20 protein-coding genes are annotated in these 21,766 nt (G+C 52.1%); 7 read left to right on the top strand and 13 right to left on the bottom strand.

Annotated elements, in window-relative coordinates:
• Nucleotides 1-74: 74 nt before the first annotated feature.
• Nucleotides 75-1,805 carry an FAD-dependent oxidoreductase gene (locus HP555_RS00500; protein ID WP_199263279.1) on the top strand — a complete coding sequence of 577 codons (1,731 nt, stop codon included), beginning with the start codon at nt 75-77 and terminating at the stop codon, nt 1,803-1,805.
• Nucleotides 1,806-2,093: 288 nt separating this feature from the next.
• Here HP555_RS00500 and HP555_RS00495 read toward each other — a convergent pair whose 3' ends face one another.
• Complete coding sequence (locus tag HP555_RS00495) at nt 2,094-2,912, bottom strand: histidinol-phosphatase (RefSeq protein WP_199263278.1); 819 nt, start codon at nt 2,910-2,912, stop codon at nt 2,094-2,096.
• Between the two features lie 9 nt (nt 2,913-2,921).
• Nucleotides 2,922-3,119 (bottom strand): hypothetical protein, encoded by a 198-nt coding sequence (locus HP555_RS00490; protein WP_199263277.1) that lies wholly within the window; start codon nt 3,117-3,119, stop codon nt 2,922-2,924.
• Nucleotides 3,120-3,406: 287 nt separating this feature from the next.
• On the opposite strand from HP555_RS00490, the gene HP555_RS00485 reads away from it, so the two are divergent.
• Nucleotides 3,407-4,360, top strand: coding sequence for a YkgJ family cysteine cluster protein (locus tag HP555_RS00485; protein WP_199263276.1), 954 nt, complete (start codon nt 3,407-3,409; stop codon nt 4,358-4,360).
• 156 nt (nt 4,361-4,516) lie between these two features.
• Here the strand turns inward: HP555_RS00485 and nifJ are convergent, their stop codons facing one another.
• Nucleotides 4,517-8,092 (bottom strand): pyruvate:ferredoxin (flavodoxin) oxidoreductase, encoded by a 3,576-nt coding sequence (gene nifJ, locus HP555_RS00480; protein WP_199263275.1) that lies wholly within the window; start codon nt 8,090-8,092, stop codon nt 4,517-4,519.
• Nucleotides 8,093-8,665: 573 nt separating this feature from the next.
• Complete coding sequence (locus tag HP555_RS00475) at nt 8,666-8,842, bottom strand: hypothetical protein (RefSeq protein ID WP_199263274.1); 177 nt, start codon at nt 8,840-8,842, stop codon at nt 8,666-8,668.
• A gap of 225 nt (nt 8,843-9,067) precedes the next feature.
• On the opposite strand from HP555_RS00475, the gene HP555_RS00470 reads away from it, so the two are divergent.
• The 5 genes from HP555_RS00470 to HP555_RS00450 all read left to right on the top strand — a co-directional run bounded on the left by HP555_RS00470 (nt 9,068) and on the right by HP555_RS00450 (nt 14,506).
• The gene (locus tag HP555_RS00470; RefSeq protein WP_199263273.1) at nt 9,068-10,273 is read left to right on the top strand and encodes a deoxyguanosinetriphosphate triphosphohydrolase family protein; all 1,206 of its coding nucleotides are present in this window, start codon (nt 9,068-9,070) and stop codon (nt 10,271-10,273) included.
• A 38-nt stretch (nt 10,274-10,311) separates the two neighbouring features.
• Complete coding sequence (locus tag HP555_RS00465) at nt 10,312-12,048, top strand: chloride channel protein (protein ID WP_233249212.1); 1,737 nt, start codon at nt 10,312-10,314, stop codon at nt 12,046-12,048.
• 1 nt (nt 12,049) lies between these two features.
• Nucleotides 12,050-12,418, top strand: a complete 369-nt coding sequence (locus HP555_RS00460; protein ID WP_199263271.1) for a RapZ C-terminal domain-containing protein — start codon at nt 12,050-12,052, stop codon at nt 12,416-12,418.
• Between the two features lie 73 nt (nt 12,419-12,491).
• The gene (locus tag HP555_RS00455; RefSeq protein ID WP_199263270.1) at nt 12,492-12,800 is read left to right on the top strand and encodes a phasin family protein; all 309 of its coding nucleotides are present in this window, start codon (nt 12,492-12,494) and stop codon (nt 12,798-12,800) included.
• Between the two features lie 8 nt (nt 12,801-12,808).
• Nucleotides 12,809-14,506, top strand: coding sequence for an ABC1 kinase family protein (locus HP555_RS00450; RefSeq protein WP_199263269.1), 1,698 nt, complete (start codon nt 12,809-12,811; stop codon nt 14,504-14,506).
• Nucleotides 14,507-14,582: 76 nt separating this feature from the next.
• On the opposite strand, the gene HP555_RS00445 is transcribed toward HP555_RS00450, so the two are convergent.
• The 9 genes from HP555_RS00445 to HP555_RS00405 form a co-directional block, all read right to left on the bottom strand.
• Nucleotides 14,583-15,437, bottom strand: a complete 855-nt coding sequence (locus HP555_RS00445; protein WP_199263268.1) for a cytochrome b family protein — start codon at nt 15,435-15,437, stop codon at nt 14,583-14,585.
• Nucleotides 15,438-15,451: 14 nt separating this feature from the next.
• Nucleotides 15,452-15,907, bottom strand: a complete 456-nt coding sequence (locus tag HP555_RS00440) for a QcrA and Rieske domain-containing protein (protein ID WP_199263267.1) — start codon at nt 15,905-15,907, stop codon at nt 15,452-15,454.
• Nucleotides 15,907-16,431 carry a pantetheine-phosphate adenylyltransferase gene (gene coaD, locus HP555_RS00435; RefSeq protein WP_199263266.1) on the bottom strand — a complete coding sequence of 175 codons (525 nt, stop codon included), beginning with the start codon at nt 16,429-16,431 and terminating at the stop codon, nt 15,907-15,909. The genes HP555_RS00440 and coaD overlap by 1 nt, the downstream gene beginning before the upstream one ends.
• Entirely contained in the window at nt 16,424-17,074 is a 651-nt protein-coding gene (gene rsmD, locus HP555_RS00430) for a 16S rRNA (guanine(966)-N(2))-methyltransferase RsmD (protein ID WP_269846879.1), read from the bottom strand. The genes coaD and rsmD overlap by 8 nt, the downstream gene beginning before the upstream one ends.
• Complete coding sequence (gene pssA / locus HP555_RS00425) at nt 17,040-17,810, bottom strand: CDP-diacylglycerol--serine O-phosphatidyltransferase (protein ID WP_199263264.1); 771 nt, start codon at nt 17,808-17,810, stop codon at nt 17,040-17,042. The genes rsmD and pssA overlap by 35 nt, the downstream gene beginning before the upstream one ends.
• A 131-nt stretch (nt 17,811-17,941) precedes the next feature.
• Complete coding sequence (locus HP555_RS00420) at nt 17,942-18,622, bottom strand: phosphatidylserine decarboxylase family protein (RefSeq protein ID WP_199263263.1); 681 nt, start codon at nt 18,620-18,622, stop codon at nt 17,942-17,944.
• Nucleotides 18,623-18,671: 49 nt separating this feature from the next.
• Entirely contained in the window at nt 18,672-19,154 is a 483-nt protein-coding gene (ilvN, locus tag HP555_RS00415; protein ID WP_199263262.1) for an acetolactate synthase small subunit, read from the bottom strand.
• Between the two features lie 64 nt (nt 19,155-19,218).
• Entirely contained in the window at nt 19,219-20,919 is a 1,701-nt protein-coding gene (ilvB, locus tag HP555_RS00410; protein ID WP_199263261.1) for a biosynthetic-type acetolactate synthase large subunit, read from the bottom strand.
• 207 nt (nt 20,920-21,126) lie between these two features.
• Complete coding sequence (locus HP555_RS00405; protein WP_199263260.1) at nt 21,127-21,711, bottom strand: tetratricopeptide repeat protein; 585 nt, start codon at nt 21,709-21,711, stop codon at nt 21,127-21,129.
• Nucleotides 21,712-21,766: the final 55 nt, after the last annotated feature.

The raw sequence follows: 21,766 nt of genomic DNA, 5'->3' as shown, positions 1-21,766 counted from the left end.
GATCTGTTTTTTCGTCATATACACACATATTTATTAAAGAGTTGTACGAATTATTTTTTAACGGAGGTTTTAGCATGAGCAAAAAAGTGGTTGTTGTCGGAGCTGTTGCTGCCGGTCCTAAAGCGGCGTGTCGATTGAAGAGGTTGCGCCCTGATTGGGACATCACCATGATTGATCAGGACAGTCTGATTTCTTATGGCGGTTGTGGTATCCCGTACTACGTCAGCGGGGATGTTTCCGATGAGAGCGAACTGCGGGAGACCAGTTTTCATGTGGTCCGTGATACGGATTTTTTTCTCCACTCCAAAGGTGTGCGTGTACTGACAAGAACTCGGGCTCTGGCCATTGATCGGGGCAAGAAAACAGTGACGGTGCGCAATCTCGATACCGAAGTGGAACAACAACTGTCGTATGATTATCTGATGCTGGCTACCGGAGCGAGACCCTTTGAACTCCCCATTCCAGGTGTGAAACTTGACGGTGTGTTCGCCATTGCTGATCTGCATAAGGCCATTGAGATCAAACAGCGGATTGCTGAAGGCAGGGTGAGTCGGGCTGTGGTCATCGGCGGCGGGGCAATCGGTATTGAGATGGCTGAAGCCCTGACCGATCTCTGGGGAGTTGAAACGACTCTGCTGGAACTGGCACCACAACTGCTGCCCAAACTGGTTGACCGGCATTTTGCGGAAATGCTGAAAAACCATCTTGTTGAGCAGAAGGTGGCCGTCTATACCAGTGAGTCTGCGGTAAAGCTGCTGGATAATGGTCATGGCTGCGTCTGCGGGGTGAAGACCGGGCAGCGTACCCTGGAGGCTGATCTGGTGATCATGGCGGTGGGGGTCCGGCCACGCAGTGAGTTGGCACGAGATGCAGGGCTGGATGTTGCAGCCTGGGGTGGGATCAAGGTCAATCAGCGGTTGCAGACCTCTGATCCTTTTATCTATGCTGCCGGCGACTGCATTGCCGTCAATCACCTGGTTACCGGTCGGGAAACCTTTGCTCCCCTGGGATCCCTTGCCAACCGTGAAGGTCGGGTTGTCGGCGATAATATGGCCGGGTATCCGTCGGTATTCAAAGGTGTGTGCGGATCGTTCATCATGAAGGCTTTTGAACGGTGTATCGGTTCCACCGGGTTGACCTGGGAAGCCGCTCTGGCAGAAGGTTTTGACGCTGATTATGCGCTGACCTCTCCTCCTGATCGGGCCCATTTTTTTCCGGGTCAGGCGGTGGTGATTCTGCAGTTGGTTTTTGACCGGCGCTCACGGCGGGTACTTGGTCTGCAGGCCTTCGGCATGATGAACGATTCGGTCTCAGCTCGGGTGGATGCTGCTGCTGCCCTGATCAGCCAGGAAGGGACCATTGAAGATTTCGGTTTACTGGAGATGGCCTATGCGCCACCATTTTCTTCGGCGATCGATTCGATTAATGCAGCTGCCTACATGGCTGAAAACATGTGTGAAAACCGGTTACACCGGGTGGATCATACCCGTTTTCTGGCGTGGCTGGATGATGAGAGCATTGAGCCTGACTGGATGGTGCTTGATGTGCGGCATCCTCTGGAGGCAGCACCCTGTATTGAAAAATTTGGTGCACATCGTTGGGTTGGATTGGAGTATGGGCAGGTTCGGCAACGCTACCAGGAATTGCCGACAGACAAAACCTACGTCATTTTTTGCAATGCCGGTACCCGTTCTTATGAAGTACAGCTCTTCCTTGATCACATTGGTTCGTATACAACCATGGTGCTCTGTGGCGGCACAAACCTCATCAGCCGGTTAAAGCCGGATTGGATGGATGGTAAATAAGGGAGTAAACAAAAACAACAGGGCAGGGTACCTACACGTGCTGTCTTTCTATGGTACGCAACAGCAATCAAGCTTTGGCCGGGAGAGTCGCCGGTAGCACGGCCTGTTGCCTACCATGCTGTCACAATCGGCAAAAGAACAGGCTTGTTGTTGTCGGCTTCCCGTGAAAAGTATCCTGCCTTTCTGCTGTACGGTTTGTGGGTTGTTCTTTAGACTTTCTGCCTGTTTAAACAGCTTCCATACGACGAAGGTCCTGAACGGATTATCGAGTTCCTGTTGACAGGAATATCAGGATTGGCTGTGCTGTGCGGTGTTAAGGAGATCCGGAAGCCGATCAAAATGGCGACCGACTTCAGAGGGACGATGCGCGTCGGAACCGGCGCGCAGACTGATGCCACGCTGTAATGCGGCGGCAATGATCCAGGGAACAGGGAAGGCTTTTCCCCGGTAATCGAAGCCGGAGGTGTTGATTTCCAGAGCAACAGCATGTTCGTGCATGGCATCGAGCAATTGGTAAATCAGTTCCACATGCTCATCGGTAAAACGAACACCGGGCAGGTGGCGCAGAACAGCATCCAGATGACAGAGTACGTTACAGGGGACTGAACAGACGGCCTCGATCAACGTGTGCAGGTAAGTGGAGATCACCTTGTCAGTGCCGATGGCAGCCAGCTGATCCAGACTTTGCCGACGCCTGCTGAGCAGATTTAAATGGATGTTCTTGTACCGGTAGAAGTGGCAGGAAATGCCGACTCGGGCAAAGGGGTATTGCGTGAGTTTTTCTAAGATGACGGCTGTTGCCTCCGGGTTGAATCCCAACTCCACGCCGAGTTGAATCTCAATGAGTCCGGCAAAGCGTTCTTGCAGTCGTGCTCCTTCTTGGAAGTAGTAGGTAAACTCTTCGTCACCCAGCCAGCTTGGCGGATAATAATCAATTCCGGTTTCCAGATGTTCGAGAAAAACAATACGTGCCAAGCCTTTTTGCACGGCTTGTTCGACATACTCCTCCATTTCACCGGTGGCATGATTGCACAGACGGGTGTGGACATGACCGTCTTCATGGATGTTGATCAGTGGCGATTCAGAATGATTGAGTGTAGGGGACATGAGTGGGCATCAGGCATTTCCACGGGGGAAAAAGTGGATGACCCCATCGATATCCGAGGTATCACAGATATCGCCCAGTCCCATATCGAGATCGATAAAGTCATCCACCCCGTTCATTTCCAGGGAAAAGATAGGGCCGTCCGGCAGGTGGTAGATGAGGGTATTGACTTTGCTCAAGTCAATCGGATTGGAAAAAAGCTTTCTCATGGAATTCTCTTTACAGTTAAGGTGAAAATCGGTCTTTATACTTAGCCGGTTTACTGGGGAAAAGATACAAAATTTATGCCTTCCCTCCTCATTTCCCCATGTTGAGCACAGATGTTTTTACATATGAACGGTGATAAAGTCGTCTTCTGCTGCTGTTGAGATTAAATGATAAATCATCTCGTTTTGTCTTAAGGTTTGACAGTGGCAGAGTGCATGGTAAAGTATCGCCTTCTTGCCTCAGTTTTAGGGAGGTACGGTTTTTTTTTCAACACCGCATGAGGTTTTCCATGGCGATTAACAAATACATTGATAACGATTCAGATTTTATCAAGTGTACAGACAAGAACCCAACGAATATTCTTCCTGAAAAACTTACCCTTGATTCGTCTCTGCAGTTTGAGTGTCATCCTGGAGTCAGCTGTTTCACCGCCTGTTGCCATAACATTAAAATTATCCTCACACCGTACGACATCCTGGTGCTCCGCAAGCGTTTGGGCCTGACGGCCCATGAATTTATCTCCGTGTACACAGAACCGACCTACCTGGAGAAAACGGATATGCCCGGTGTACAGATTAAGTTGGTCGGGGAGAAAAACGGCTGTCCTTTTGTGACGCCTGAAGGGTGTACCGTTTATTCCGATCGACCCTCTGCCTGCAGGTATTATCCGGTTGGCATGGCTGATTTTCATGAAGGCGGGACCGATGATGCGCTTGAGGAAAAATTCTTCTTTCTTGTGAAAGAACCCCACTGCAAAGGCCATGAAGAACCTAAACAATGGACCATTGGTGAGTGGCGTGCTGATCAGGGTGTTGATGTGCGCGATGAGATGAACAGGGAATGGTTGCGGCTGGTCATGCGCCGTAAGTCTTTTGGCTTGCAGGCAACCTTGAGTGAAGCAGCGAAACGGATGTTTTTCATGGCCTCCACGGATCTTGACACGTTTCGTACGTTTATTTTTGAAAGTTCTTTCCTTGATACCTATGAAGTAGAGAGCGATACCCTGGCTAAGATCAAGGAGGACGATGTTGAGCTTATGCTGTTTTCATTCAAATATCTGGCCAACACCCTGTTTGGTGCGCCTGGAATGAATATCAGAAAAGAGAAGATTGAAGCCAAGGTTGAGGAGATCAAAAAACGACAGGACGAAGCGTTGCTTGAGGCAGAGCGGGAGTACGAAGAGCTTAAAGCTGAGCGCGACCGAATGCTTAAGGAGAGGGAAGCAGAAGAAAACAGATCATGATACGTTGCTGACGATCCCATTTGTCGTGTGTCAAGAGAGGCTGACTTCAGCCTCTCTTTTTTTTAAGTGTAAGCTGTGGAAGACAAGATAAGAAAAGCCCTGCCGGGTTTCCGGCAGGGCTTCTTTTTTCAGGGTAAATGTCCGAAGACAGTCTGTTTATTCGCTCTCAAGTGCCTTGGCCCAGCCCTTCAGGAGCTTCCATGCCTTATCAACGTCTTTTTGCGACTGCTCCATCAACTCATCCGCCATGGCCGGATTAGACAGCTTCAGCATCCGGTAGCGGTTTTCGTTCAGGGCGTAGTCGGCAAAGCTGATGGTCGGTTCCTTGGAATCGATGATCATCGGGTTTTTGCCTTCAGCCTCGAGCTCCGGGTTGTAGCGGAACAATGACCAGTGGCCGCACTCAACAGCCTTCTTCTGCTGCTCCAGACCCATGGCCATATTAATACCATGATTGATGCAGTGTGAGTAGGCAATGATGAGAGATGGTCCGTTGAAGGCCTCAGCTTCCTGGATAGCCTTAATGGCCTGCTGAGGATTAGCGCCGATGGCGATTCTGGCCACGTACACGGTGCCGAAGGTGGAGAAGATCAACCCCATGTTTTTCTTGGGCATGTTCTTGCCGCCGGCAGCAAACTGGGCTACAGCCGCACGTGGTGTTGATTTTGACATCTGACCACCTGTGTTGGAGTAGACCTCGGTATCCAGAACCAGGATGTTGACATTTTTGCCTGTGGCCAAGACATGATCAACACCGCCGTAGCCGATGTCATACGCCCAGCCATCACCGCCGATGATCCAGACGGATTTTTGCACCAGGTAATCGGCAACATGGTAGAGACGTTTGGCAATGACATCCTTCTTGCCGTCGAGAGCGGCTTTCAGCTCTGCTACCCGTGCACGCTGCGCTTCAATTTCAGCCTGAGTTTTTTGCGGGGCGCTGACCAGGGCGTCGGCCAGCTTCTTGTCGACCATACCTTGCTTAACAGCCTCTTCCAGCAGTTCAGTTGCCTGACTGGCCAATTTATCGACAGCCTGACGCATGCCCAGGCCGTGTTCCGCATTATCCTCAAACAAGGAGTTTGACCAGGCCGGCCCACGTCCATCAGCACGTGTACAGTACGGAGTGGTGGGAAGGTTGCCGGAGTAAATAGAGGAACAACCCGTGGCGTTGGAGGCAAGCATGCGATCCCCGATTAATTGGGTAACCAGTTTAATGTAGGGAGTTTCACCACAACCTGCACAGGCACCGGAGAACTCGAACAGGGGTCGTTTGAACTGACTGCCCTTGATGGTGCCGATGTTGATCAGGCTTTCATCGACTTCCGGCAGGGCAAGGAACGTCTTCCAGTTTTTCTGGGACTCCTGCTTGACCTCTTCAGAGTTCATAGCCATGTGGAGTGCACGGATTTCGGTCCTTTTGCCTTCAGCATCCTTCTTTCGTCCGGGACAGACGGTGACACACAGGGTACAGCCGCAACAGTCTTGGGTGGACACCTGGATGGTAAACTTCATGTCTTTGAATTCTTTACCGATGGCATCAACAGTCTTAAAAGATGCATCAGCACCGGCTGCAGCCAGGGCTTCCGGAGTTGCAACTTTCATACGGATGCAGGCATGTGGACAAACCAGGGAGCATCGACCACACTGGATGCACGACTCAGGATCCCAGCAGGAGACCTGCACGGCGATGTTGCGTTTCTCCCACTGCGTAGTGGCTGTGGGCCAGCGGCCGTCGTTCGGGAATTGAGAAACCGGAATATCCTCTCCGTGTCCGGCCATCATCTTGGCTGTCACGGTTTTAACAAATTCCGGAGCTTCTTCGGGAACTGTCGGGGGCATCTCGTGGCCGCTGATTTTCTTCGGTACTTTGACCTCAACGATGTTTTCGATCGCACCATCAACTGCGCTGTAGTTCATGTTGACGACCTTATCGCCCTTGATGCCATAGGTTTTCTTGATGGCATTTTTGATGGACGTGATCGCCTCATCTTTACTGATGATATCAGAGATAACGAAAAAGGCCGTCTGCATGATCATGTTGATACGGGCACCGAGACCAAGCGCCATGGCCAGCTTGACCGCATCGATGATGTAGAACTTGATCTTCTTCTCAATCAGCTGTCGTTGCACATTAGCCGGCAGGTGATCCCAGATCTCATCTTTACTGAAGTTGGTGGTGAGCAGAAAGGTACCGCCTGAATCAAGGTTGGCCAGCATGTCATAAGTGTCGAGGAAGGCCGGGTTGTGACAGGCTACGAAGTTAGCCTTGTTGATCAGATAGGGAGCAACAATCTGGTTTTTCCCGAAACGCAGGTGCGAAACAGTCATGGAACCAGACTTTTTGGAGTCGTAGACAAAGTAGCCTTGTGCTGAGTTGTCAGTTTCTTCACCAATAATTTTGATGGTGTTTTTGTTGGCACCAACCGTACCGTCAGAACCTAAACCGTAGAACAGAGCGCGGAAAACGTCTTTGCCTTCAATATTATAGGACTTGTCATATGTGAGGCTGGTAAAGGTGATATCGTCGTTCGGTCCGACACAGAATTTTTTCTTTGGCGCAAAGGAGGCCATGTTGTCAAATACAGCCTTGACCATTGCCGGGGTGAACTCGGCAGAACCCAGGCCGTAACGGCCATTGAGGATCAGGGGTACGAACATGGTCGGGTTGGCTTCAGCAGCCTCGCTGACAGCGGCACGGACATCAAGGTAAAGCGGGTCGCCGTTGGCACCTGGTTCCTTGGTGCGGTCGAGCACGGTGATACGCTCAACGGTCGACGGCAGGGCATTGACCATTGCTTTCGGATCAAAGGGGCGATACAGACGAACGATAACAAGGCCGACCCTGCTTCCCTCGGCAACCAAATGCTCAACAGTGGAGGCTACGGTCAGAGCACCAGAGCCCATGACAACGATGACATCGGTAGCATCCGGAGCACCGATATAGTCAAACAGATGATACTGACGGCCTGTCAGTGCAGCGAACTTGTCCATGTTTGCCTGAACAATACCCGGTACCGCATCGTAGAATTTATTGACAGTTTCACGGCCGATGAAATAAACATCCGGGTTTTGAGCGGTTCCGCCGATGGTCGGATTATCCGGTGTAAGAGCACGTTCCCGATGTTTGATGATCAGATCCTCATCAATCATGGCGGTCATGTCATCATTGGTCAGCTGCTCAATTTTCATGACCTCGTGAGAGGTGCGGAAGCCGTCGAAAAAGTGCAGAAAAGGGATACTGGACTGCAGGGTTGAGGCCGTTGCAATGAGGGCCATATCCTGGGCCTCCTGGACATCCTGAGAGGCGAGCAGGGCCCAGCCGGTCTGACGAACGGCCATGACATCACCATGGTCGCCGAAAATGGACAGACCCTGACAGGCGATGGAACGGGCTGTGACATGGAAAACTGTGGGCAGCAGTTCGCCGGCGATCTTATACATGTTGGGGATCAGGAGGAGGAGACCCTGGGAGGCGGTGAAGGTGGTACACAGTGCACCGGCACCGAGGGAACCGTGGATGGATCCTGCCACACCGGCCTCAGATTGCATCTGAGAGATGACCGGAATAGAACCCCAGATATTTTCTTGTTTGGCATTTGCCTTGGCATCGGCTTCGGCCGCCATCGGAGAAGATGGCGTAATGGGATAGATTGTTATGACTTCACTTGTGGCATATGCGACATGCGTACACGCCTGGTTTCCGTCAATGGTGACCATTTTTCGCGACATAAGATCATTCTCCTTACACGGTGGTTGATATCTGCCGACAGGCGGCTGGCTGTCGGCAAACGGTTAACAATGAACGCGATGAATAAAAAGGTTCCGGAGAACCTTTGCAAACCCAAAACATCCTGTTCAGATTTGCGGCGTTTTAGACCTTTTGGGGAAAGGGGTAAGCGGCATATGTGGTTCCGGTCAGGCCCAGGCGGATAATCGGCTCTCTGCAGACTTGCCGACGACTCCGGCAGATCGGTATTTCTCACCCGTATTTAATAGTTATTTCACCCGACTGGTGCAATTTATGCCATGATACGCCTTGCAAAACAACAGGTGTAACCAGATGTTCATGGTGTTACTGAATCGAGATTCAGCGTCACGATAAACCAAAAAACAGCATTATGCAATGTTAAAGCGTGGTTGAAAAATCGATACAGCGACAGCGAGTTGTTGTGATTTGTCGGTGCAAAGGCAGCTGAGCAGCGGGGCGGCAGATGAGAGGGCGGAAACAGCGCTTCGGGACAAGATAAAACAGGAGGGAGACGCTGTTGTTCGGTCTCCGTAAAAGCAGGAGTTTAGAGCCTGTTACTCATCGGTCTCGATGAGAAAATCTTTTATTTTTTCGTACAATGATTCGGGGATTTCCGTACTGAACATAAACTGCTCAGCCTCTTCACCAGTGATACTTGCCTTGATGTCCGCAGGCAACGAACGCAGGAAGGCTACTTTGGCTGGATCCGGTCTCTTTTTTTGTTCTGTCATATGTCTCCTTTTGTACGCGTACCAACCTGATTTCAAGGAAATCGAAAAGTTTTTATTCCATCCTATATAAGGAACCAATGCTTGAGAAACAAGGATATTTGGTATTTTTTTTACTCTTTTGCGCTGAAAGTGGTACAGGTAAGCTGGTTTTAAAGAGGTGCAGACGGTTCCATTTCCAGTAGCTCCTTATTCTTTTCAGCATTTTAAATCTACCCGGACGTCAATATGGTTGAACGATATTCTCCAGATGACCGAAAAATTTTGCAGGCTCTGCGAATACAGCTTGATGAGGACGAGAGCAGCCATTTCAGTGGACTTGCCTGTTTGAGTGGCCAGGCTGTCCGACGGGTTCAGGAAAAACTGGCTGATTATCGGCAACCCTTTGCTCAGGATGCCGATCGAATCCTTCACTCCAGGGCCTACGCCCGGTACATCGACAAAACCCAGGTCTTTTCCCTGGTTGACAACGATCATATTACCCATCGGGCACTGCATGTGCAGATGGTTTCTCGTGTGGCCCGGACCGTTGGCCGGTTTCTGGGGCTTAATGAGGACCTGATCGAGGCCATTGCCCTTGGGCACGATATCGGTCATCCGCCGTTCGGCCACGAGGGCGAGCGTATTCTTACAAAACTCTGTCAGCAGCATGGACTGTGCTCATTTCAGCACAATATTCAATCGGTTCAATTTCTGGATCGATTTGAACGCGACGGTGCCGGGTGGAACCTTACCCTTCAGGTCATGGATGGCATACTCTGTCACGATGGAGAGGTCCATGGTCAACATCTTGAGCCACTGCGGGAGAAGGATTTTGCTGCTCATGATATGGAACTGGCCGCCAAGATGGAACATCCGGAATTGGCCCTGGTTCCAATGACTTTAGAAGGTTGTATGGTTCGCCTGGCCGATACTGTTGCGTATATAGGCCGTGATATTGAAGATGCCATTGAGCTTGGTCTGGTGCATCGTCACGACTTGCCGAAAACCTGTACATCTGTTCTTGGTTCGAGTAACGGCACCATTGTTTATACATTGACCACTGATCTGTTACTCAACAGCCTGCACGTGAAAGATGCCATGAAAGAAGACACGGATAACGATCACATCGGCTTCAGCCGGGAGGTGGGAGCAGCCCTTAAAGAGTTGAAGACCTTCAACTATCAGCGGATTTATACCAATCCGGCCTTTAAACCTGATTTTGTTAAAATCCAGCGTTGTTATGAGCAGTTGTTTGATTATTACCTTGATCAGCTGCACAGGGCTGAACAGGGAGGGGCTGATCGTGATTTTCTTCGTTCGATGTCGCCGGTGTATATGGCAGCGCACAACCCGGCAAGCATGGTTCGTGATTATCTGGCCGGTATGACGGACGCCTTTTTTCTGCGCCAGGCTGCTGCCATCGGCTGTGAGGTCCCGGAACGGACATGTTAACCAGAGCACGGCATTTTTTACCGGGGGAAAGGGCTCGGATGATTCTGATTGCCGCCTTTATTGGGGTTATGTCAGGTGTGGCTATCATCGTCTTCCGAGAGGCTGTGGATCTGGTGCACAGGGTGATCTTTGTCTGGGGATATGAAGTTTTGCGTATTGGTGAAGGAGGGTGGCGACGAATGCTGCTGCCGATTCTGCCCATGACCGGCGCGGTACTGCTGATTCCTCTTTCTTTGGCTTTTCCGGGCAAGGTGAATGGCTATGGTTTCACCAATTTTCTCCGCCGGGTCAATTTGGAAAATGGTGTCATTCGTGCCCGCAACATCTTTATCAAGATTGTTGCCACTGCCTTGACCATCGGATCGGGGAACTCAGCCGGTGTTGAAGGCCCGATTGCTCAAATCGGCGGTGCGTTGGGCTCTCAGGTCGGTCAGCGGTTTCGGGTTTCAGGCAAACGGATGAAAATCTACATTGCAGCCGGTTGCGCCGGTGGTATTGCCGGCATCTTCAACGCCCCCTTGGCCGGGGTGTTTTTTGCCGCTGAAATTGTTCTGCTCGGGACGTATGAGATCTCCTCTTTTTCTGCCCTGGTCATTGCTTCAGCCTTGTCCACTGTGGTTTCCCGGGCCTATTACGGGGCGGTTCCAGCCTTTCCCATTCCGGATTATACGATTGTCAACGCCTTTGTTGAGATCCCGCTGTACACGCTGATGGCTCTGATAGTCGGTATAACCGCGGTTTTACACATCCGTTTTTTTTATTTGATTCGAGACCGCTTTGGGCAGATGAAACTACATCCCCAGCTGAAGCCGATTTTAGGTGCTCTGCTGGTCGGATGCATTGGTATTCTGTTTCCTCAGGTTATGGGAAATGGTTACGAGTACATTGCCAGGGCTCTTGTCGGAGACACCCTGGTCTGGCGGATGATGCTCCTGGTCTTTCTTAAGTCGCTGGCCACTGCCGTCACGTTGGGATCCGGAGGTGCCGGTGGTCTGTTCGCCCCGGCGTTGTTCATCGGTGCGGTGCTTGGCGGTTCGTTTGGCGGGATTGTCCATCACCTTCTTCCGGCCCATACAGCTCCTGCCGGAGCCTATGCCACAGTCGGTATCGGTGCGTTTCTCGCCGCCACCACCCATGCGCCGTTGACTGCTATTTTTTTCCTGTTTGAGATGACAGGGAATTACATGATCATTGTTCCGGTAATGCTGACTGCTGTACTGGGTACCATGACCTCTTCCTGGCTGTATGCGGATTCCATTGATACCGTTGATTTCACGAGAGACGGCATCAATATTCATGAGGGCCGTGAGGTGGCGATCATGAAGTCGATCCGGGTCGGCAAAGTGATCACCGAAGATGTCGATTTTATCAGTGAAAATGCTAATATCAACCATCTGCTGGAACTGTTTCGGATTGCCCGTAACAACTTCTACTTCCCGGTGGTCAATCAGAAGGGACTTATGGTTGGGGTGGTGTCCATGCAGGACGTGAAGACCGTGCTGCATAACGAGGAAGAGCGGGTGTGTCATCTGGTCGGTGCCATCTGTACCAGAGAGGTGATCATGCTGACACCGGATGATACCTGCTTTGAAGCCATGCAACTGTTTGACATCAAAGGTATTGAAGAGATACCGGTGGTGGAATCCCATGAGGAGCCCTGGGTTTTGGGCATGCTCAAACGTCAGGACGTCATAGCCGCCTACAACCATGAGATGTTGAAGCGTGGTATCAACGAGCGGGCTGAAAATATCAAAATGCTCTGTTCAATGGATTAGAATGAAGATTACGTTATCCTCCTTCGGATTTAAACATCAGTACCTTGCGGCTGACCTGGTGTGGGATGTCCGCTTTCTTCCCAACCCGTTCTGGGATCCGGTACTTCGTCCTCTCAACGGTCTGCAATCGGACGTTGCGCATTATGTGCTTGAGAGCGATCCCGGGAAGCGGTTTCTTGCCCTGGTTGAACCGCTTTTTCTCTTTCTGGTGGATGCGTACACTGACCAGGAACGGCCGGCGCTGACAGTGGCTATAGGATGTACCGGTGGTAAACACCGCTCAGTGGCAGTGGTGGAGCATCTCTCCGCCTTTCTCCGGGCTCATGACCGATATCCCGAGGTCTTTCATCGTGATATTGATAAGGAATAGGATGCGCAGTGCGTACACGCAACGTATAGTATAACGTGTCATCGAAACTACAAATCCACTGATGGAGGAGTCCATGAAAGAAGTTCTGAAAAATTTTATGTATGCCGGTATCGGCGCCGCCTTTATGACAAAGGAAAAAATCGAGGAGCTGAAGAGTGAGCTGATTGCCAAGGGCAAGATGTCGCAGGAAGAGGGGAGGCAGTTTGTCGATGATCTTCTGCGGAAATCGGAAAAGGCCAAGGACCAGTTGGATCTTTGGATCACGAAACGGGTGGAAGACAGGGTGAAGCAATTGAATCTGGTCACCAAGGATGAGATGGCCGAGTTACAGCGTAAGATCGAGGAACTGCAGGTGGCTATCAACAAGGACAAGGCCGAGTAACTCCTGTGATGTTCAGCATCAGAAAACTCGGGGCTGTCGGTCGGACGTATCGACACCTGAACCGATATCATCGTATTCTCCGGGTACTGTTCAAATACGGGTTCAATGACCTGATCGATCGGTTGCATATTGATCAGTATCTGGAATCAGGGTTACAGATGATCAATCGTAAACCGAGGCAGCAGGTCTCGCGGCTGTCTCGGCCTGAGCGGTTGCGGCTGGTGTTCGAAGAACTGGGGCCGACCTTTATCAAGCTCGGCCAGTTGCTGTCGACCCGTCCGGACCTGATTCCTGCTGATTTTCTCGGTGAACTGGCTAAACTCCAGGATGACATCCCACCGTTCAGTCTGGAAGAGGTGCGGGATATCCTGAGAGAAGAGCTCGGCCGCTATCCGGAAGAGATTTTTCTGTATTTTGATATCGAACCTCTTGCCGCAGCCTCCATAGGTCAGGTCCATCGGGCTGTCCTGGAGAGTGGAGCTGAAGTGGTGGTAAAGGTCCAGCGGCCGGGCATCGAGAATGTGATTGCTGTTGATCTCGAGATCCTGGCGCATATTGCCGAACTTATGGAGAAACATCTGGAAGAGGCGCAGGGGCATCAGCCCATGGCGATTGTCCATGAGTTTGCCCGCAGTCTCAGCAGGGAAATCGATTTTTCGATAGAACTGGCCAACATCCAGCGCTTCACCCGTCAGTTTGAAGATAACCCCACTATCCACGTTCCGTTTGTTTATCCGGAACTCAGCACCGACCGGGTGCTGGTCATGGAATATATTCTCGGGATAAAATCGTCCAGGATTGAGATACTGCGTGAACAGGGCTATGATTTAGCCCTGATCGCCGAGCGGGGCGCCAATCTGATGATGGAACAGATCTTTGTGCATGGTTTCTTTCACGCTGATCCCCATCCCGGGAATGTTTTCGTGTTGCCGGACAATGTGGTGTGCTTCATTGATTTCGGACAAATGGGACGGCTCTCGATGAGGGATCGTGAGGACTTTACCGATCTGGTTCTGGACCTGGTGACCGGGAATGAAGAGCGGATCGTTGACGGCGTTCTGAAGGTGACGGTTCAGCTGGGCGAGATAGATCGGGAAAATCTGACCAGAGATCTGGCGGGTATGATGGATCTGTACCTGTATCGGCCATTGGCTGAGCTGGAGGCCGCGAAGATTTTACAGGATCTGCTGGATCTGGTGTCACGGCACAAGCTCTCTTTTAAGCCCAGTCTTTACCAGATGATGAAGGCCTTGAGCACTGTGGAGGGACTTGGTTTGATGCTGAATCCAAGGCTGGAACTGATCCGCTTGGCTCAACCTTTTATGCGGAAAATCCGTTTAGGCCGGTTGCAGCCCGATCGCCTTGCCACAGAACTTTCACTCACCGGTTTAAGTTATCTGCAGCTGTTACGTAACCTGCCCGGAGAACTGGACACGATCCTTACCCGGTTGCGCAGCGGTCAACTGAGCCTGTCACTGGAGCAGAGGGATGTGCGGTCTCTCAATAAGGTTCTGGACAGGGCGGCCAGCCGCCTTGCCTGTGCCGTTGTGCTCGCTGCTTTGATTGTCGGCAGTGCTCTGCTTATCCTCTCCGATATCCCTCCACACTGGCGGAACATCCCGGTCATCGGCCTGATAGGACTGTTGGTGGCCGCTCTCATAGGGTTTTTTCTGCTGCTTTCCATCATCCGGCACGGACGGCGATAGTCCTGTCATCTCACCATTTTTTCAGGTGCGGCAACCCGGCAGGCCTGAAGAAAGTCCTTTTTTCGGTGCAGGTCGATCAGATCCGAAAGAGACAGAGAACAGTCAACACAGCGTAGAGCAGCAGCCAGAGGCCTATGGCCCAGAGCACAACAGAGCGAGGGCGTGGAGCCGATGGAAGCCAGAATAGAAGCACAATCGGCAGCATCGGCACCAGCACACCGGCAACAAAAGGGTCAAGGAAGCGAAGAAGTTCCTGCAGTCCCAGAAAGAACCAGGGGCCGGCAATGAACAGGAGGCCGTGACGATAGGGTTCCATGGGAGCCGGGATCGTAACGGATATGAGCAGGGTCATTGTTATCAGCAGGAGATGATTGCGCCAGCGTGCGGTATAGCGTCGGAGGTGAGGCCAGGCTGCGACCCCGCCGAGAACTACCAGGCCAATGACGTGGTGGGCATAAACTTTACGTAAGCCACTGTTGGCCAGATCAAAAAAGAAGTTGTTCAGGTGTGCACCGATCAGGGGTACTGCCAGACAGATATGTTCAGCTATCGCCCCTGCCGCCTCGCCGGTGGCATCCCCCCGGAGCACATACCCGGTGAACAGCAGCAGGACAGCAGCGGGAACAGTGGTGCAAAGACGTATCCAGGCGCCTCTTTGCAACACCATGTCCTGGTTGCGGAGTTCAACAACCACATGCCCCAGCAGAATCAGGAAAAATGCCTGGCTGGAATAGTAGTGCAGGCCTCGCCAGAACGAGCCGTAGGGGGCAAGGAGTTCAATGGAGCTGGTTGTATGAAACGGGGCGGCGACATCGTATTGCAGGGCAATAACGATGCCTGAAAGGATGGAAAGAAAGAGGCTGATCAGAGAGCCCCCTCCCCAGCGATAGGCAAGCAGCCGGCGCAGAGGCGGCACGGCGGACCATTGCATCTTTGGCCGCTGCATCAGAGATGGACCACATAGGCGGTCACCTTTCCTTCCCCGTCTTCTTTGACAGTGACCTCATACTGCGGCAGGTTTTTTTGTGCCGGACCGGAAATGCGCATGCCGTCAGGGGTGAAACGACTCTGGTGACAGGGGCACTCGATGATCTGTTTGTCCTCCTGAAAGTTGAGTCGGCAGCCAAGATGGGTACAGACACGAGAGACCGCGGAGAGACGATCAGTGCCGGCAAAGAGGAAGAAGTCTTGACCGGCATGGGCTCCGCTTAAGGGTAACGGTGTCGGCACCTCCACCAAACGAGGTTTGGGCGGTATCCGGTGGCCGACGAAGCGAAGGAGGGGGTAGAGGAAAACAGTGGCAGCCAGTGCTGTTCCCCACTGGAGCCAACGTGTTAAAAAAGTCCGTCTGCTCTGCTGTTGAGGTGTCTTTTTGTTCGGCCGAACAGTTGAATCGTGCATCAGATAAATTTGTTTTGCAATGCCTGTTCCACATGTTTCGGAACAAGACCGGTGATCTTGCCCTGACATCTGGCAGCATTTTTTATACCGCTTGAGCTGATATAGATCCAGCGAAACCCGGTCATAAAAAAGACGGTTTCCACGGATCGCTCCAGCCGGCGGTTCATCAGTGCCAGCTGAAATTCATAGTCAAAGTCTGAGACAGCCCGCAGTCCTCTGATGATAACCTCTGCATTCTGCTGCCTGGCATAGTCCACGATGAGACCTTCTGTGTAGCCGACAGTGATCCGATCGGAGTGTTTAAAACACTCCTGAATCATGGCACAGCGTTCTTCCAGTGAAAACAGGGGGGTTTTCTGTATATTGATGGCAATGGTGACTATAATACGGTCGAAGAGCTGCAGGCCCCGTTCGATGATATCAAGATGACCGTTGGTGATGGGATCAAAGGTGCCGGGATACAGGGCAACCCGTGGTTGTGGTGGCTGCCTCTCGATTATGGATGTGTCTGGTATATCATGCATGGCAGTGTTTTGCTGTCGAGCGGAATTCATAGAACCACAGCCCGGTTGCTCCATATTGACGTTGATCAATGGGGTGTAAGCTTGTTAAGCCTGCGGCAGGTATGTTAACCCGTCGATCCTCCTCGACAACGATCAGCGCTTCTTCGGCCAGGATACCGGCCTTCTCAATCAGAACCAAAACCCGTTCTGCCAGCTGTTTCTGGTAAGGCGGATCCATGAAGACCAGGTTGAAGCCCGGGGAGGCTCCATAGGAATGCAGCGTGCCGAGGTGAGGGGTTGTTGCCAGGTTCAGCATGACAAAGGCAGCCTGGGGATGGGTAATGGATATCCTCAGGTTGGTCTCTATCAGGCGACCTGTCTCAATTGACTTGTCGACGAAGACAGCTGCAGCTGCACCACGGCTCAATGCCTCAATACCCAGGGCACCAGTACCGGCAAAAAGATCAAGCACTCTGCTGTTGACAACCCGTTCACCGATGAGGCTGAACATGGCCTCGCGCACCTGATCACTGGTCGGTCGAATCAGGTTGGAGCGGGGGGAGTGTAGTTTACGGCCTTTGGCACTGCCACCGGTAATACGCATGGCTTTCCACGGGTGGTTGTTGGCGTTAGAGTTGGGATTTGTTCGTCTCGGCGGCGGCAGGTTGTTTCTTTCTGCCCGCTCTTGCCCTTACTGCCAGAATCGGACCGGAGATCATATACAGGAAAGAGGCTCCAAACAGAGTGATAGGTGGTTCGCTGGCCAGCAGGATCAGAAGCAGGAGCAGACCGACAATAAGTTGAAAACGTTTTTCTCTGGAAATTTCCAGATGTTTGAAGCTCAAATATCTGTGGGTGGACACCATCAGATACGAAAGTACATAGACCATGGCGAGCAGGGTGATATGTTGCACCGTGTCGGTGGTCTTAAAGACGTGTGTACTGAACATGACCGAGGTGGCAATCATCCCGGCGGCTGCCGGACAGGGAAGACCGGTAAAATCATGGCTTGGACTGGCCACGGTTTGTGAGTTGAAGCGGGCCAGGCGGAGGGCGGTGGCAGCAACATAGAGGAACGCGGCCAGCCAACCGTAACGGCCATAGGGCGTCAGAGCCCAGAGATAGGCAAGTACACCTGGAGCAACACCGAAAGAAACCATGTCACACAGAGAATCAAGTTCCATGCCAAAGGTCGAAGTCGACCGGGTCATTCGGGCAACTCGACCGTCGAGGCCGTCAAAGACTCCTGCCACCAGTATGGCCACAGCAGCAGCGAAAAAATGTCCGTTAAACGAAGCGATAATAGAGTAAAAACCGCTGAACAGGCTACAGATGGTGAGCATGCAGGGGAGGACTGAAAAACGATTTGCGTGTTGTTCCACGGGTAATGGCTGTTCCATGAAGGTTTCTGTAAAGGGAGTCGATCCGGTGTTAAAAAAGCGTGGTTGCTGTACCCCCAGTGTCTGCGCGTCGAGGATGACACTCTGAGGGCAAGGCGTTAAGGTCTACCAGAATACGATATATCGGTCAGTTAGGCAACAGATTCTTCCTGGTTTATCTGAGCCGGTGGAGCAAGGTGGCCGAGTATTGATTCACCGGCCCGCACTGTTTCACCCACTTTGACCTGTACTCTGGTTGGCAGCGGCAGGTAGAGATCAACCCTGGATCCAAAGCGAATCAGACCGAAGCGTTCACCTGCGGTGACCTGATCCCCTTCTTCGGCACGGCAGACAATGCGGCGGGCGATCAGGCCTGCGATCTGGACCACTGTATACCGGTGACCGGTGGGAGTGGCTAGGGTAAGTGCACAGAATTCGTTGTGGAGCACAGCCTTGTCCTTGTCAGCGGCGTAAAATTTTCCTGGTGACAGGATGACCTCTTCCACTGTTCCGGCAAGAGGAATACGGTTGACATGAACATTGAACACATTCATAAAGATGGAGATTTTCTGCACACGCTTCTGGAGAAAACGGTTGTCTTCAACCTCTTCGACAACGATCACCTTACCGTCTGCAGGGCAAAGCACGGCATGCGGATCCGCAGGGAGAACTCTGACCGGATCACGAAAAAAATACGTAACAAAGACAGTGAGCACTAATCCCAAGAGGGCCAGCGGCATCAGGTCAAGAATGGCGAAAATCAAAGTAGCAAAGCCACTCAGCACAATAAAGGGATAGCCCTCAACAGCCAGGGGAAGTTCAGTTTTTTGCATAAGGAGTCTGGAGGAAGCGCATGATTGGGTAAACAGTCTGTTTTTATGATTATTTTTTTGGAGCCCGCGCCATGGCGACCTTGCCGGTGCGAACAATCTCTTTTATGCCGAGAGGGCGCAGAATATCGATCACCGCCCTGATCTTGGAGTCGGAGCCGGTGATCTCCAGGGCATACGAGTTGGGACTGACGTCAACCACCTTGCCCCGAAAGATGTCGATAATGCGTAACACCTCGGCCCGGGTGTCGGCCTCGGCCCGAACTCGGATAAGAGCCATTTCACGCTCAACAAACTCTCCCTCCCCGACATCCAGCACCGTAACAACATCGATCAGCTTGTGCAGTTGCTTTGTAATCTGCTCGATAATGGCGGCATCACCGGTCGTGACCACGGTCAGACACGAAATTTGCGGGTCAAAGGTTTCAGCGACACAGAGACTTTCAATGTTAAAACCGCGGCCACTGAAGAGGCCGGTTACCCGGGACAGCGCGCCGGGCCGGTTACGTAGCAAAACAGTCAGCGTATGTTTCATAATGTATTGTCCTGTTCAACGGGGTTGGTTGGGAAGCCGGTCGGAGCTCATGGCCGGACAGATTTCAGACCAAGAGCATTTCTGTGGTGGCTTTACCTGCCGGCACCATTGGAAACACCCCTTCTTCACGGGCAATGGAAAAGTCCATGATAACCACATTGTTGGTCGCCAGAGCCTCCCTGATGACCGGTTCCACCTCAGCCCTGGTCGTCGCGCGTAAGCCGACAGCACCGTAGGCCTGAGCCAGGGCGACAAAATCCGGCGTGAACTCCATCACTGTTGAGGCATAATGGCGATTATAGAAAAGTTCCTGCCACTGTCGCACCATACCAAGATAGTTGTTGTTGAGAATGGCTATTTTCACCGGGGCGCCGCATTCACGGGCAGTGGCCAGTTCCTGAATGTTCATCTGGATCGAGCCGTCACCGGCAATGTCAATGACCGTTGTATCAGGGAAAGCCAGCTGGGCACCGATTGCGGCCGGCAGCCCGTATCCCATGGTACCGAGTCCTCCGGAGGTCAACAGGTGTCTGGGGTGATTGAACTTATAAAACTGTGCTGCCCACATCTGATTCTGGCCGACTTCGGTGGTGATGATGGCATTGCCTCCGGTCAGTCTGTGCAGGGTTTCAACGACATACTGGGGTTTGATCACATCACCATCGTCCACATAGGTAATCGGATGCTTTGCATCCCATTCCATAACCTGTTCCACCCAGGGTTGGTGGAGGGCGATCGTCTCTTCCTGGTTAAAGTCGGTTGACTTGTCCAGCCATCCGTTTATCGCCTGCAGGGCCAGTTTGCAGTCGGCAACAAGCGGGATATCAACGCCGACGTTTTTACTGATTGAGGATGGATCAATATCAATGTGGATGATCTTGGCCTGGGGTGCAAAGGCATCAAGTCGCCCTGTGACCCGATCATCGAAACGGGAGCCTATGGCAATCAGCAGATCACTTTTCGCCACCGCCATGTTGGCAGCATAGCTGCCGTGCATACCAAGCATACCCAGTGAGAGTGGATCGGTACCTGGAAACCCTCCCAGACCCATCAGGGTCATGGTGACCGGAATGTTGAGACGGGTGGCAAACCGTTTCAACTCCTCGTGTGCACCGGAAAGAATGACACCGCCGCCGACATAGAGCACCGGGCGTTTCGCCCTGATACAGGCGTGACAGGCCTTGGCCACCTGGTTGGCATGTGGTTTGACATTGGGCTGATAGGTCTGCATCTTGATCGGTTTTTTTGCAGGGTAGGTGACCATGGAGGCCATGACATCCTTGGGCAGGTCGATCAGCACCGGTCCCGGTCTTCCTGAAGCAGCGAGATAAAAGGCTTCCCGTATTGTGGAGACCAGCTCTTCAGGATCGTACACCAGGTAGTTATGCTTTGTGCACGGCCGTGTTATCCCAACGATATCGACTTCCTGAAAGGCATCGTTGCCAATAAGAGCCCGCGGTACCTGGCCGGTCAACACCACCAGAGGAATGGAGTCACAGTAGGCAGTGGCAATGGCGGTGACGCCATTGGTGGCTCCAGGGCCGGAGGTCAAGAGAGCGACTCCGACCTTGCCGGTGGCCCTGGCAAAACCATCGGCAGCGTGAACCGCTCCCTGTTCATGGCGCACAAGGATGTGGCGAATATCGCTTTTGCACAGCTCATCGTACAGTTCAATAACCGCGCCGCCCGGATACCCGAAAATTAGCTCAACACCCTCTTCCTGAAGGCATTTGATGATAGCTTGTGTACCCTTGATCTTGCTCATGCTGTCTTCCCTGTGTTGGTAGTCGGTTTACGTCCGTTTGTCTGCAGTACCTGTTCTGTTGTCTGTATTTGATACAGTAAAGAAAAGAAACAAAAAATATAAGAGGAGCGTCGGGAGCTGTCAAGACGGAACCCGGGCATCTTTGGTTCATATGCTACAGTACCCGCCGGCAACACTGGTCAATACCGGTAAGGTGATGTGTGCTGATTATGGCTTTTTGGCAATTTCCTTTTCAAGGTGATCAACCAGCTCACCAACCAGTTTACCGGAAGGTGCCGCAGCCATTGGATGATACTTGAGCAGGGTTTTCCACTCGGCCAGTGCTGCATTGTGGTCGTTGATCCCTGTGAGCAGTACCACCCCCTTGTTAAATCGGGCCTGTTCATGCTGCGGGTCGGTCTTGAGAACCTGGTCAAAAAGTTCAATGGCTTTCTGGTGCTGTTTATTCTGGTGATACATGACACCAAGGTCAGTCATGACATTGAGGTCGCCGGGCATCAGGGTCAGTGCCTGTGTATAGGCGGCAATGGCTTTTTGTGCCTGACCGGTATCAAAGTAGGCATGTCCCAGTTCCACCCAGGCCTGATTGTTGTCAGGGTTGTCTTTTGTGGCTTGTTCGAGAGAGGCAATGGTCTCGGCAATTTCATGCTGATGTACGGCTTGCTCGGCAGCTCCGTTCAATGAGGGCATCCGGTAGATTGAGTACATCACTCCCCCGATAAAGCCGAGGATTATTGCGCCGATCACGGCGAGATATAATGTCTGTTTTTTAACGTAGCCGCTGGTATCCATCTGTGCTCCTGGGATCAGTTTTTTTCGCGTTATTCAACGACAGCAAGGTGGCGCG

This window comes from Desulfobulbus oligotrophicus, from assembly GCF_016446285.1.
Classification (GTDB): domain Bacteria; phylum Desulfobacterota; class Desulfobulbia; order Desulfobulbales; family Desulfobulbaceae; genus Desulfobulbus; species Desulfobulbus oligotrophicus.
Note: the sequence above shows the minus strand (reverse complement) of the source record. Positions and strands in the feature narration are given on the sequence as shown.